This window comes from Blautia sp. AM47-4 (assembly GCF_003479865.1).
GTDB classification, from domain to species: domain Bacteria; phylum Bacillota; class Clostridia; order Lachnospirales; family Lachnospiraceae; genus Fusicatenibacter; species Fusicatenibacter saccharivorans.
This window is the reverse complement of record NZ_QUHY01000010.1, coordinates 43953-56640: the sequence shown is the minus strand read 5'-3', so window position 1 is coordinate 56640 and position 12688 is coordinate 43953. Positions and strand designations below refer to the sequence as shown.

Sequence of the window (12688 nt, the reverse complement as noted above, 5' to 3'; positions counted from 1 at the left end):
TAAACTGGAAAGTACCCATGACAGGGTGGTAGCCTCCCGAGCTAATGAATACATAGGAAGGGAGGTGGCGTAAATGACAGCATACGAAATTATTATGGTTTTTCTGGGAATCTTAGCTTTACTGATTTCCTTCGGAGGCTTCATCATTGCGTTGCTTACCTTTCTCGATAAGAGAAATAAGCGAAAATAAAAATGCCTACCCCGTCGGCAAACGGGATAGGCGGTGTTCGTAAGAACATTTAACCCTTTTCTCGAGAGCATCCACTTTGGAGTGGGTGCTTTCTTTTTATATATTTATTATATCGCAGGGGTCTGGCATTTTCAAGCATTTTCTTTCAATTGTTCTAATAGAATGTTTTTCGTATAATTTCCAATCTCTTTTTTCTCTTCCTTCGTAAGCTCGCCCGGAATGATCGGCTTGCCGTACGTTACGGTAACGTGGGTACCGCGGATCTTCGGGAAATGTGCTTCCAGAATTTCTCTGGATCCGGAAATCGAAAGCGGAATGATCGGGCAGCCGGTTTTCGTTGCCATCTTGAATGAACCGTTGTGGAACTCGCCGAGCTCCAGCTCGCTCTCCGTCTTGCCGCGGGTACCCTCCGGGAAGATACAGATGGAAGTGCCGCTCTTGATCTCCTCACATCCGGAGAGAATCATCTGCAGACCCTGCTTGATGTCGGAACGGTCGAGAAACAGGCAGTGGATGAGTTCCATCCAGTTCTTTAACAGCGGAATGCGTGAAAGTTCTTTTTTGGCGACAAATCCGCAGGAACCCGGAACCGTTGTATAGGTTACAAGGATATCGAAATAGCTGCGGTGATTGCCGATGTATAGAACAGCCCGGTCCTTCGGAATATTTTCCTGACCTTTTACGGTGATCTTCGTGCCGGAAAAAAACAGAATTACGCGAAAAATCCAGCGGATCAGGGAGCGGCTTACCTTGTCACAGACCTCCGGCTTTTTCTTCCGGATCAGAAGCAGAACAAGAAGCACCGGGATCGACAGAATCAGATACAGAAAAGCGGTCAGAATGACCAGAATAAAACGAATCATGAATCTTTTTCTCCTCTTGGTAAAAATAGTGATATTCAGTTATTGCGTACTTTTCAGTATACGTCATATATGGGGCGGGTTGCAATAACTTTCGTCTTTTTCGGAAAAAGATTTTGCGTCATAGAAGACTGCGGCCCGTCATACAATGGATAGAAAGAGCGGGAAGCGGCGTTTGGAATGATGAAGAAAAAGAGACGGGGAAGAGTTCTTCTGGCGGCGGTGATCCTGATGCTCCTAGCATCGTGCCGGATCACAGATGTGAGCGAGGGCGAGCGGAAAGAACTGTCGTATGCGATTGTAAAGCCGGGCGATTTTCCGCCGGAAATCGATCAGATTTTGCGTAAGAAAAAAGAATCCGCGTTCCAGATGGCGTACGAGAGCGGGGACGATCTCTACATACTGCGCGGCTACGGAAAGCAGAAAAGCGGAGGCTTTTCCATACAGATCGAAGAAGTATCGAAATCGGAAAACGCCGTTTTCGTGCGGACAAAACTCGTCGGACCTGCCGCAAAGGAGGAGCAGAAAGGCGCCGCCTCCTGCCCTTACGTCGTGCTGAAAACGAAAGCGGCGGCGGGAATCTCAGTCGTATTTGAGGATTAGAGTGGGAGGAGCCTTATGGATTTTGTAAAAAAGATTCTGCATCAGATCAGCAGAAAAAGCGAAGCGGTGTCACAGATTACGTTTGATGAGGACTACAATGTGCCGGACGCACGGCCCGATGTGGGGCGGATGATTCAGAAAAAAGGCGAGGTGACGATCGGGGATGTGCAGATTTCGGAAGGAAAAGCGCGTGTATTCGGCGGCCTCACCTTTCATCTGCTGTACGTCTCCGACGGCGAACGGCGCCGGATCTGCCAGCTCTCCGGCGAGCTTCCGATCGACGAGACGATCCATCTCGATGGTCTGACAGGGGGCGACAAGGTCTGCATCACCTGGGAAGTGGAAGATCTGAACCTGCATCTCATCAACTCGCGGAAGCTGGGCGTGCGCGCGATCGTCACGCTGCACGCGTGGATCGAGGAACTGTGCGACCTTGCCGTGCCGATGGAAATCCGCGGGGAGAGCGACGTCGCGGTAAAAAGGCAGGAATACCGCGTGGTTGAGCTTGCAGTGCAGAAAAAAGATGTGCTGCGTGTCAAAAAGGAGCTTACGATTCCGTCCGGCAAGCCGGAATTGCACGAGATTCTCTGGCAGGATCTGGAAGTGCGCGGTCTCGATCTCCGCTCTGAGGAGGGGCGGGTCAGTGCGCAGGGAGAACTCTTTGTCTTCTGTCTGTACAGCGACGGCGAGGAGGATCACCCGCTGCAGTGGGTGGAGCAGGCGCTCCCGTTCCAGGCAGAAGTGGAATGCCAGGGCTGCATCTCCGAGATGATCCCGCGGATCGAAAGCACACTCGGCCAGACCACACTCGAAATCCAGCCCGATTCCGACGGCGAGGAGCGGGTCCTGCAGGCGGAGGCCGTACTCGAACTTGACATCTGTCTGTATCAGGAAGAAACCGTATCACTTCTGCAGGACGTTTACCATCCGCACCGAGAATGCATTCCAAAAGTGCAGGAGGAGACTTTGGAGAGCCTTCTGATCCGCAATTCCTCCAAATGCCGCCTGACCGACAAACTGCAGATGCGCGTGCCGAAAAATAAAATTCTGCAGATCTGCCACAGCGACGGCAAAATCAAGATCGACGAGGAAAGAATCGTAGAAAACGGCATCGAAGTAACCGGCGTGGTGGAACTCAGGGCGCTCTACGTGGTCAGTGACGACGAAATGCCGTTCTACGCCGCCGAAACCGCCATACCCTTCCGCCACACCATCGAAGTCCCGGGAATCGGACCGGACTGCCGCTACGAACTCCAGTCCTCCATTGACCAGCTCTCCACAACCATGCCGGACAGCAGCGACATCGAAGCCAAAGTCGTACTGAACCTGAACGCCCTCGTCTTCCGCCGCAGAAAAGAGATGGTAATGCAGTACGTCGAAGAAAAAGACCGAGATCCGGAAGAACTGCAGAGCCTCCCGGGCATCACCTGCTACTTCGTCAAGCCGGGGGATACCCTGTGGGATATCGCAAAGAAATTCTATACGACGACAGATAAGATCAGGGAATTAAATGAACTGAAAACCGAAACACTCACACCGATGCAGCAGCTATTAGTGGAGCGGGTATAGCGGAAAAGACAGCCTACTGCCTTAAGAATGGAGTCAATCCATCAGGCAGCAGGCTGTCTTTTTGCGAGTTCCATGCCGATCTGCATTGCAGAAAGAACAGGTACACTTTTGTGCCGGGAAGAAAAGCAGGAATTACAACCTTGCTTCTCAAAGAAATCAACAATAACGGAAAGAAACTGTCCTTTACTTATGACGCAGTAGGAAATATTGTTACGATTTCCGAGAATGGTGTTCAGAAAGTAAAATATATGTATAATGCTTTGAGTGAACTGACCCGTGTGGATTCTGCATGGGAAAATAAGAGTATTACGTATACCTACGATGCCGGAATGAATATGACGTCCAGAAAAGAGTATTCCTATACAACGGGAACACTGGGCAATGCGGTAAAGACAGATCTGCTTACCTACCGTGCTTCAGGATGGAAAGATCAGCTTATTTCCTATAATGGCAGCAGCATTTCCTATGATGCGGTCGGCAACATTACAGCTTATCAGGGAAGAACACTGACCTGGTACAGAGGAAGCCTGCTGCAGAGTCTGACCTTAAACGGAAAGAAAGCAGTTTACCATTACGACAGCGAAGGATACAGAGTCCAGTGGAAAGACCTGAACGGAATCAGCCATAAGAACTACTGGTGCGGAAACAAACTGATGGGAACGAAGTATGGAGATGTACTGGTTCAGTTTGTTTACGGTGCGGATAAATCCCCGCTGATGCTGAAAAAGGGAGAAAAAGAGTATTATTACTTGTACAACAGCCAGAATGATGTCATAGGACTGATTGACAGCGATGGAAAACAGGTAGTAAACTATTCTTACGATGCATGGGGAAAACAGACTGGTCTGACCGATATCAGCGGAGAAAATATCGGAAAACTAAACCCATTCCGTTATCGTGCTTACTGCTACGATGACGATACCAAACTCTATGTCACCGCCAGCCGTTATTATGATCCGGAATTGTGCAGATTCCTTTGTGCGGACAACTTTGATGCTGTAAAAGCGAAAATGTTTAGCATGAATGGAAAGAACCTTTATGTGTACTGTTGCAACAATCCGGTGAATGCGGTAGATGATGATGGTGATTTTGGAATTTTAATGCTGGCATTCCCAGGAATCGATCCCAGAAAAGTAGCATGGAATATCTTAAAAGATGTATTTGTATATGCGGTACAGTGCGGAATGGCGAATGAGAAAGTAACCTTAGAAGGAATTGCAGAGGTGGCCATAGAAAGTGCAATCAGTAGTGTTTTGGGAGATAGCCAAGGAATTATCTTTTCAGTAGTAGTAAGTGGTTTGAAAGGAGGATATTTAGAGTATCAGGAATCAGGAGATATGGCAAGAGCAATGGGGGCAGGATTTTACGATGCTATAATGACCTTGTTAGAACCTAAAACGTATAACGCATATGTAAAAAATGAAACTATTGAGAATGCATTGGGTGCTTTTACAGACTTTTTTCAGTCTCCATTACTGAGCTATCCCAAAAGCGGTGTTTTGGATGGAGTGTTTGGAAAACCCAAGAAACAGGCAAATAAAAATGGATCAACACTTAAGAAAAACAGCAACATCAACTTTAGTACAAAAAAAGTTGGGGGGAAAAAGAAGAACTGGCAGAGTAATAAGCCTGCAATTTCCAGAAAAATGCAAAATATAGGACTTCCAGCGCTTAGATAGAAAAGTTTTAAGATGCCTTTGCGCGAAGAAAAATAGTTTTGTACAAAGGCAAAGCGTAAGAAATAACGAGGAGAAGATTGTATGAAAGTAGTATGGGGAAAATTTGGTACCGGCGTAGACCTGATTGTGTGTGCTATTAGTAGTTATTGGTGGGTGAGCCTGTGGGTAAATGAAAAAGATGCGTTCCACGCCTATTCATTAAAAACAAGTATCATAGTGTTTCTAGGAATAATGTTCTTTTTAAGCATAGCAGCTTATGGAACTGTGACATTTCTACTAAAACGAATTTATATTTATGAATGGGGAATAATGTTATCTTTTTGGGGCTATGAAAAAAAGATAGAATGGGAAGATTTTACTGTGATACAAAGATACAATGATCATTTTTTCTTCAACATATCGAAACAGAAAGATGACAGTTTGTTCTGGTGTACCTATCACCCATTTACCAGTATCATGATATTCGACAAGTTCCGCGGACCGGGCTGGGGAATCATACCGCTCAGCGCCGACGAATTTTGTGAACTCCTCACTTCATACGGTGTCAAGTATACGGAAAGTAAATAACATACAAAAAGAGTGGAAGTGGCCGTAAGATCCACGAATTACCAGCCACTTCCCTTTTTATATGCAAATTTAGAAAAAGAAAGAAGGAAATGCCAATGAAATCAATTTATCGCACGATCCTTGCCGTAGCAGGCAGCTTCCTTGCGGCACAGTTTGGAGGCTGGGATGCTGCGCTGGAAACGCTGGTCTGCTTCATGGCAATTGACTGGATCACAGGAGGTGTTCTGCTTCCTGTTGTTTTTAAAAAGAGTCCGAAATCTGAAAACGGAACGTTGGAGAGCCGTGCGGGATGGAAAGGACTTTGCAGAAAAGGGATGATGCTGTTCTTTGTGCTGGTTGCAGAAAAACTGGATCGGTTTACACAGACGAATTACCTGCGGGATGCCGTCTGCATTGGATCTATTTTAAATGAAGCAGTTTCAATTCTGGAAAATGCAGGGCTGATGGGTGTGAAAATCCCTGAGATTCTGCGGTCAAGGATTGATGTGCTGAGAAAGGAGGAGCAGAGTAAATGAGGATTGACAGAAGCTATTGCAGTAACCAGAATACCTGGCCGGAAAATCATCCGCAGTGTATTGTGGTACACAATACAGACAATTTTGCCGCCGGAGCCGATGCCCGCGCGCATGCAAGAGCGCAGTACCAGGGAAATTTTCAGATTATGTCGGCGCATTATTACGTAGATGACGGGGAGATCGCTTATCAGGCTGCGCCGCACAGCAGAGGATGCTGGCATGTCGGGAGAAATTATGGAAGTAAAAATCTATTCGGCAGATATGGAAACCGGAACAGCATCGCGGTTGAGATGTGCGTGCAGAAAGGATATGATTACGAAACCGCATTTTTACATACGGTGGAGCTGGTGAAAAACCTGATGAACGAGACGGGGATTCCATCAGATGCAGTTTACCGGCATTACGACATCTGCAGCAAAAACTGCCCGTCCCAGATTCAGAAGCGGGGAGACTGGGAGCGGTTCCAGCGTCTGATTCGGGAAACAGAAGACGGCAGTGAGAAAAGTGAATACAATCCCGGCATCTACCGTGTAACAGACCCGGCGCTCAACATCCGCACAGGTCCCGGAGTAGAATACCCGGTGGTGGGAGTCATCAAAGACCAGGGAAGCTATACGATCACAGAAATCAGAAACAAAAGCTGGGGCAGACTGCTGTCGGGAGCGGGATGGATCAACTGCCATAAAGCATATTGTTTTTACGGGGGAAGAGTATAAAATCCCATCTTTGCAAAACGATGTCATCGGACGGATTGACAGCGATGGAAAGCAGGGAGTAAACTATTCTTACGATGCAGGGGGAGAACTGGTAAATACCATGGATACAAGTGGTGCGAATATTGCACAGTCGAAAGAAATAACGAGGAGAAAATTGTATGAAAGTAATATGGGGAAAATTTGGTACAGGTGTAGATTTGATTCTGTGTGTTATTGTTAATTACTATGTGGTGAGTATATGGGTAAATGGAAAAGATGAGTTTCATGCATATTCATTAAAAACAAGTATTATATTTCTAATAGAGGTAATGCTCGTTTTAAATATGGGGAAAACAGACCGGTCTGACCGATACCAGCGGAGAAAATATCGGAAAGCTCAATCCATTCCGCTATCGTGCTTACTGCTACGATGACGACACCAAGCTCTATGTCACCGCCAGCCGCTATTACGATCTGGAATTGTGCAGATTCCTTTGCGCAGACAACTTTGATGTTGCAAAAGCGGAAATGTTCAAAAAGTTAAATTAGTAGGTGGCAAATATGAAGGCAGGATATCGTAAATTTTATAAATATTTTAGTATATTGGTATTTATGGGCTGCGGATACCTTATGCTGAATTTTTGGGAAGAGGGAAAAGGTCAAATTAGTTCTTATAACATGCAAGATAAAGCACTTATGATATTGTGGTTTATGATTTATACTTTTGGTACGGCTGCTGGAATTATAAATACTTTAACCAGTATTTACATTTATGAATGGGGAATGCAGATCTCATTTTTGAAATATAAGAAAAAAATCGAATGGGAAGAATTTTCTGTTATACGAAGATATCATAATCATTTTTTCTTCAATATGTCAAAACAAAAAGATGCAGGTCCGTATTGGGCAATGTTTCATCCCTTTACCAGTTTTGTAATATTCGATAATTCGCGAAATCGTTCTGTTCATACCATGCCGCTTAACGCCGACGAATTTTGTGAACTGCTCACTTCATATGGTGTTCAGTACACGGAAAGAAAATAAAGATCGAAGGAATTAAAGAGAAAATATGAGAGCAGGATATCGTAAGTTTTTTATGTTTGCACAAGTTGCTACATTAATAGGCATCGGGTATCTTATGACAAGATTTTGGGAAGATGCAAAAAATCAATGTGAATTATATAATTTGCCTCAAAAGCTTTGGGTAATATTTGGAATAATGTTTATTTGTGGGATAGTGTCATGGGGAAGTGTAGATGCTTTAACACGTATTTACATCCATAAGTGGGGAATGGAACTTGCCTTTTTGGGATATAAGAAAAAAATTGTATGGGAGGATTTTTCCGTTATACAAAGATATAAAAATCATTTTTTCTTTAACGTATCAAAACAAAAAGATAGTGGTCTGTTTTTTTCAACATATCATCCATTTACTAGCTTTGTGATATTTGATAAGTCACAATTTAGTTGTGTCCGTACTATGCCAATCAGTGCCGACGAATTTTGTGATCTCCTCACTTCATACGGTGTCAAGTATACGGAAAGTAAATAAAGTATGAGAAGAGTGGAAATGGCGGTAAGATCCTATGAATTACCAGCCACTTCCCTTTTTATACGCAAATTTGGAAAAAGAAAGAAGGAAATGTTTTAGAATTACAGTTCGTTGATACCAGTGAACTATAACAGAAAGTGTTCTGCTTCCCTGTTGTTTTTACGGAGAAAAGAGTGTAAAATAAATACAGACATCATTACATTGGTGGAGGATAAACAGTTGCTTGAATGGATTAATGTCTTTAAAGTGAACCGGAAAATTAAATCCCGTCTCTGGCCGTGGATCAAGATTATTTTAAGCATTGTTCTTTTCTTTGCGGTATTTTACGGTGACATCTATGTTCATATTCTGGATGGAACAAATCTGGGACGAATTGTGGAAGCAATGATTCTGGTTGTGTTTTCGTTTCTGGACTATCTGATCTGCTTTATTTCCGTAGCCGAAATGGACTGCCTGAAAGACCGGCGGTATGCGGCGGCGAAAGAGAGCGGTGAATTTTACACGATTTCCCAAATCGAAAGCTCCCTGTTCAACTACGTGCCGCGTACCTATACGATTTATTACCAGCGGGGAAGCAGAAGACTTACCTTCGGCGTACGGACAAGAACGACAGGAAATCTGCTGGAAATGGGCAGCAGAGAATATTTCATAGGACCGACAGGAAAGCGCGAGCAGATTGTGAAAGACCTCGATACGCTGATGAAAGAAGTAAAAAAATACGCAAGATTTGACAAAGTCCTGGTACAGGCAATCAATGGAGAACCGGTAAAGAAATGATGCCGGTTCTTCTTGCTTTTACGTAAAAATGCAGGTAAGATAAAAACAGCATGAGTGTAATACACATGCGTGAAAAATCATCAACAGAGAAGGTATGAAAATGGAGGAAACAAAAGATGAATTATCTGAAGGAACGGGATGGTGACCTGTTCTCCAATGCGGATCTGAAACGGCTGATTGTGCCGCTTCTGATTGAACAGCTTCTTGCCATCGCAGTCGGCATGGCGGATTCAATTATGGTATCCAGTGTCGGCGAGGCGGCGGTGTCGAGTGTGTCGCTGATTGATACAATCTTTATTCTGCTGATCAACATGTTCACCGCGATTGCAACCGGCGGAGCGTCGTGTGCGGCCAGTATATCGGAAAGAAGCGGCCACACAAAGCATGTGAGGCAGCTGACCAGCTTCTGCTGGTGACAACGGCGCTGTCAGTTGTGATCATGGCGGCGGTCTATCTTTTAAAGCCGTTTATTCTGCATGTTGTGTTTGGAAACATTACGGCAGAGGTAGAAAGAAACTGCAATATTTATCTGATGATCGTAGCGGCCTCCATTCCGTTTCTGGCGGTTTACAACGGCTGTGCGGCCATTTTCCGTGCGCAGGGTGATTCGAAAACGCCGATGAAAATATCCATCGTCATGAACCTGATCAATATTTCGGGAAATGCGCTTCTGGTCTATGCGCTGAAATTCGGCGTGGACGGCGTTGCGATTCCGACGCTGCTTTCACGTATGTACGCGGCTGCGGCAGCATTTGTTCTCGTACATAATAAGCGGTATCCAGTGCGGTGCTCTTATCCGGTGAAATTAAAACCGGATTTCCATATGCTGAAAAAAATCCTTGGCATCGGCATTCCGAACGGCCTCGAGAACAGTATGTTCCAGCTCGGCAAAATTATGGTCTTAAGTATGATCACACAGTTCGGAACAGCGTCGATCGCGGCAAATGCGGTGTCCAACACGATTGCTGTCTTCCAGACACTGCCCGGTATGGCGATCGGAAATGCAGTGCTGACCGTAAGCGCACAGTGCGCGGGAGCGGGAGACTATGAGCAGGTAAAATACTATGCGAAAAAGCTGCACATCATCATTTATGGCCTGATGATCGTCTGCTGTCTCGGTGTCATCGCGGCACTTCCGGCGGTGCTTCACGTTTACAGTCTGTCTGCGGAGGCAACAGCCATGACGGAAGATATCATCGTTTACCACGGCATCTGCTGTATGATAATCTGGCCAATTGCCTTCAATCTGCCGAATGTACTCCGCGCGTCCAATGATGTGGCATTTTGCATGATTCTCTCGATTCTTTCCATGTGGATCTGCAGAATCGGCATGAGCTATGTGCTCGGTGTGCGTATGGGATTCGGCGTCTTCGGTGTCTGGGTCGCCATGACGATGGACTGGGTTGTTCGTGCCATTTTCTTTGTCCTTCGCTATCGAAGCGGGAAGTGGCAGCATCAGACGTGATGAAAAATACGGAATGTTTTGGGGAGAGAGAAAGAAAAAACGATACATCTGGAGGAAGTTATTATTATGAAAAACGCAAAGAAACTGATTCCCGGAGCGGCGATTGCGCTGGTGATTGCCGCTGCGGCGAAATTCCTGGAAAGCCTGGAGGAGAGCGCCGGACTGCACTTTATCGGGGCATCGGTCATCGCCATGTTTATCGGTATGATTGTGAATGCCTTTTACAAGCCGAACAGCGTGACAGCGCCGGGAATTAAATTTACATCGAAGAAGATCCTGAAATTTGCGATTATTCTGCTCGGTGCGAGCCTGAATATCCGCACGGTGCTGACGGTCGGAAGATTTTCCCTGACGGTTATGGTATTTACCCTGGCAACGTGCTTTGGCCTCGGCGCACTGATCGGAAAAGCACTTGGACTGAACTGGAAGACGAGCAGCCTCATCAACGCCGGCACGGGTATCTGCGGCGGTTCCGCGATCGCGGCAATCGCGCCGGTCATCGAGGCGACCGATATGGACATTGCCTATGGCCTCTCCGCAACGTTTTTATTTGATACGGTCATGATTGTCGTATTCCCGATCCTCGGTCACTGGATGGGCCTTTCGGATGCCGCGTTTGGCCTCTGGGCCGGAACTGCGGTCAACGACACATCAAGCGTCGTTGCCACCGGTTACGCATTCAGCGAGGCCGCCGGTGATTTCGCAACCATGGTAAAATTGACACGGACCCTCGCCATCATTCCGGCTGTTCTGGCATTCGCCGCCATCAACGTACATCTGAAACGGAAGGCGCAGGCAGCAGAAGGAACCGCCGTAAAGGTAAGCATCAAATCCATTTTTCCATGGTTTATCTTAGGTTTTCTCGCCATGTCAGCACTGACCTCCTTAGGTCTTATCCCGGCAGGCACAGCAGCCGCATTAAAAACCATCAGCAAATTTCTGATGGTGGCCGCCCTTGCGGCCATCGGCCTGAACACCGATTTCAAATCCCTCTGCCGCTCCGGCGCAAAGCCGATGCTGCACGGATTCATCATTTCGCTGCTGGTAGTCCTGGTAGCGATTGCAGTCGAATTTGCGATCGGCATTGCGCCGCATGGGGTACTGTAAAGAAACAGAGAATTAAAAATCCAGGCATCCGTATAGGATGCCTGGATTTTTTAAATCAAAACGGGTTTGTCGTTTCCTTCAAAAACGTTTTCAAAACCTGCAGCACCCCGTTCTCCCAGTACGGCGGGCAGGTGTGTTTTGCTGAGGCGATGACTTCCGCTCGGGCGTTGGAGACGGCGTAGCTTTCGCCGGCGTTCTGAAGCATCTCGATGTCGTTTAGGTTGTCGCCGAAGCAGCAGACTTCGTCTGGGGTAAGGCCAAAGTAGTTCATCAGAAATGAGAGACCGGTCCATTTGCTGACGCCGCGGGCGTTGCAGTCCAACCATTCCTTACCGGCGACAGCGAGTTTTGCCTGATGTTTCCACGCCGGGATGAAATTTGGGGAGCAAAGCTCTTCACAGGAGGTTGGATGGTAGATCGTGAATTTGATAATGTCCTCGTTTTCTACCTTCGACAGATCCGGTACTTCGCGGACATCGAAGCCGTAGGAGTCGCGGAGCCAGTGAAACATGCGGCTTCCGGCATCTTCGGCGAGGCAGTAGTCCGGGGTGGCGGCAAAGCAGTCGCAGGACGGAAGTTCGTCGTGTACCATGCGGCACATGGATTTCCAGAGTGCCGTTTCCATCGGATATGTTTTCAGAATCTTTTCCGGTGTGCGCACGACAGTTCCGCCATCGGAGATGTAGAGCAGGCGGTCCTTGATCGGAGCGAAAAGCTTCTGTTCACTGGAAAACTGGCGGCCGGAACAGACAACAAAATGGATGCCCTGGTCGACAAGCCTGGAAACAACAGTCATATATTCCGGGTCGATCAGAAGTGTGCCGTCTTTGACGAGCGTTCCATCGACATCGGTTGCGATCAACTTTATCATAATAGAAAATCTCCTTATCTTGTCACAGAAAAAATTCAAACTATAGCAAGACCAGAAAATAACGCAAAAAAGGCAGTGCTGCAGGGCGCGAATTACAAGGAACGGATTTGAAGGCGTACCGGGGTACGACGAAAATCCGTGACGCAGTAATTCACGTTCTGCAGTGCTGAATTTTTTGCATTATTTTCTGGGATTGCTATAAACATGATTATATCGTGAATTGCTTCGGGGTGCAAGC

The 12688-nt window shown here is 46.5% G+C and carries 14 protein-coding genes and 1 pseudogene; 13 read left to right on the top strand and 2 right to left on the bottom strand.

Translation table 11 applies throughout. From position 1 onward, the window contains the following. The first annotated feature begins 73 nt into the window (after positions 1-73). Positions 74-190 (top strand): putative holin-like toxin, encoded by a 117-nt coding sequence (locus DW965_RS19900; protein WP_226906323.1) that lies wholly within the window; start codon positions 74-76, stop codon positions 188-190. A 131-nt stretch (positions 191-321) separates the two neighbouring features. Here DW965_RS19900 and DW965_RS08690 read toward each other — a convergent pair whose 3' ends face one another. Then, a complete protein-coding gene (locus DW965_RS08690) occupies positions 322-1053 on the bottom strand; it encodes a lysophospholipid acyltransferase family protein (RefSeq protein WP_055228029.1) in 732 nt (243 codons plus the stop codon). 177 nt (positions 1054-1230) lie between these two features. Here DW965_RS08690 and DW965_RS08685 point away from each other — a divergent pair, with 177 nt between their 5' ends. The 12 genes and pseudogenes from DW965_RS08685 to DW965_RS08630 all read left to right on the top strand — a co-directional run bounded on the left by DW965_RS08685 (position 1231) and on the right by DW965_RS08630 (position 11579). Next, complete coding sequence (locus DW965_RS08685; RefSeq protein WP_117509843.1) at positions 1231-1653, top strand: protease complex subunit PrcB family protein; 423 nt, start codon at positions 1231-1233, stop codon at positions 1651-1653. Between the two features lie 15 nt (positions 1654-1668). After that, positions 1669-3222: a DUF3794 and LysM peptidoglycan-binding domain-containing protein gene (locus DW965_RS08680; protein WP_117761625.1), complete on the top strand. Its 1554-nt coding sequence runs from the start codon at positions 1669-1671 to the stop codon at positions 3220-3222. Between the two features lie 110 nt (positions 3223-3332). Continuing rightward, positions 3333-4901 carry an RHS repeat domain-containing protein gene (locus DW965_RS08675; protein WP_118750068.1) on the top strand — a complete coding sequence of 523 codons (1569 nt, stop codon included), beginning with the start codon at positions 3333-3335 and terminating at the stop codon, positions 4899-4901. 81 nt (positions 4902-4982) lie between these two features. Then, on the top strand, positions 4983-5468 hold the full coding sequence (locus tag DW965_RS08670) for a hypothetical protein (protein WP_055219954.1): 486 nt from the start codon (positions 4983-4985) through the stop codon (positions 5466-5468). Between the two features lie 95 nt (positions 5469-5563). Continuing rightward, positions 5564-5983, top strand: coding sequence for a phage holin family protein (locus DW965_RS08665; RefSeq protein ID WP_119198283.1), 420 nt, complete (start codon positions 5564-5566; stop codon positions 5981-5983). Beyond that, positions 5980-6699: an N-acetylmuramoyl-L-alanine amidase gene (locus DW965_RS08660; protein ID WP_119198282.1), complete on the top strand. Its 720-nt coding sequence runs from the start codon at positions 5980-5982 to the stop codon at positions 6697-6699. Before DW965_RS08665 ends, DW965_RS08660 begins: the two co-directional genes overlap by 4 nt. Positions 6700-6857: 158 nt before the next feature. Then, on the top strand, positions 6858-7112 hold the full coding sequence (locus tag DW965_RS08655; RefSeq protein WP_118659403.1) for a hypothetical protein: 255 nt from the start codon (positions 6858-6860) through the stop codon (positions 7110-7112). 127 nt (positions 7113-7239) lie between these two features. Beyond that, positions 7240-7722, top strand: coding sequence for a hypothetical protein (locus DW965_RS08650; RefSeq protein WP_117761627.1), 483 nt, complete (start codon positions 7240-7242; stop codon positions 7720-7722). Positions 7723-7747: 25 nt separating this feature from the next. Beyond that, on the top strand, positions 7748-8230 hold the full coding sequence (locus DW965_RS08645) for a hypothetical protein (protein WP_055219945.1): 483 nt from the start codon (positions 7748-7750) through the stop codon (positions 8228-8230). 219 nt (positions 8231-8449) lie between these two features. Then, positions 8450-9007, top strand: a complete 558-nt coding sequence (locus DW965_RS08640; protein WP_117802370.1) for a hypothetical protein — start codon at positions 8450-8452, stop codon at positions 9005-9007. 116 nt (positions 9008-9123) lie between these two features. After that, positions 9124-10472 (top strand): annotated as a pseudogene (locus DW965_RS08635) (MATE family efflux transporter). A 66-nt stretch (positions 10473-10538) separates the two neighbouring features. Further along, positions 10539-11579 (top strand): YeiH family protein, encoded by a 1041-nt coding sequence (locus DW965_RS08630; RefSeq protein WP_117802372.1) that lies wholly within the window; start codon positions 10539-10541, stop codon positions 11577-11579. A gap of 55 nt (positions 11580-11634) precedes the next feature. Here DW965_RS08630 and DW965_RS08625 read toward each other — a convergent pair whose 3' ends face one another. Beyond that, complete coding sequence (locus tag DW965_RS08625) at positions 11635-12450, bottom strand: Cof-type HAD-IIB family hydrolase (protein WP_117804931.1); 816 nt, start codon at positions 12448-12450, stop codon at positions 11635-11637. Positions 12451-12688: the final 238 nt, after the last annotated feature.

Bases quoted from the DNA above. Each gene is read 5' to 3' on its own strand.
- DW965_RS19900 (WP_226906323.1), top strand. From the start codon at position 74: ATGACAGCATACGAAATTATTATGGTTTTTCTGGGAATCTTAGCTTTA.
- DW965_RS08690 (WP_055228029.1), bottom strand. From the start codon at position 1,053: ATGATTCGTTTTATTCTGGTCATTCTGACCGCTTTTCTGTATCTGATT.
- DW965_RS08685 (WP_117509843.1), top strand. From the start codon at position 1,231: ATGATGAAGAAAAAGAGACGGGGAAGAGTTCTTCTGGCGGCGGTGATC.
- DW965_RS08680 (WP_117761625.1), top strand. From the start codon at position 1,669: ATGGATTTTGTAAAAAAGATTCTGCATCAGATCAGCAGAAAAAGCGAA.
- DW965_RS08670 (WP_055219954.1), top strand. From the start codon at position 4,983: ATGAAAGTAGTATGGGGAAAATTTGGTACCGGCGTAGACCTGATTGTG.
- DW965_RS08665 (WP_119198283.1), top strand. From the start codon at position 5,564: ATGAAATCAATTTATCGCACGATCCTTGCCGTAGCAGGCAGCTTCCTT.
- DW965_RS08660 (WP_119198282.1), top strand. From the start codon at position 5,980: ATGAGGATTGACAGAAGCTATTGCAGTAACCAGAATACCTGGCCGGAA.
- DW965_RS08655 (WP_118659403.1), top strand. From the start codon at position 6,858: ATGAAAGTAATATGGGGAAAATTTGGTACAGGTGTAGATTTGATTCTG.
- DW965_RS08650 (WP_117761627.1), top strand. From the start codon at position 7,240: ATGAAGGCAGGATATCGTAAATTTTATAAATATTTTAGTATATTGGTA.
- DW965_RS08645 (WP_055219945.1), top strand. From the start codon at position 7,748: ATGAGAGCAGGATATCGTAAGTTTTTTATGTTTGCACAAGTTGCTACA.
- DW965_RS08630 (WP_117802372.1), top strand. From the start codon at position 10,539: ATGAAAAACGCAAAGAAACTGATTCCCGGAGCGGCGATTGCGCTGGTG.
- DW965_RS08625 (WP_117804931.1), bottom strand. From the start codon at position 12,450: ATGATAAAGTTGATCGCAACCGATGTCGATGGAACGCTCGTCAAAGAC.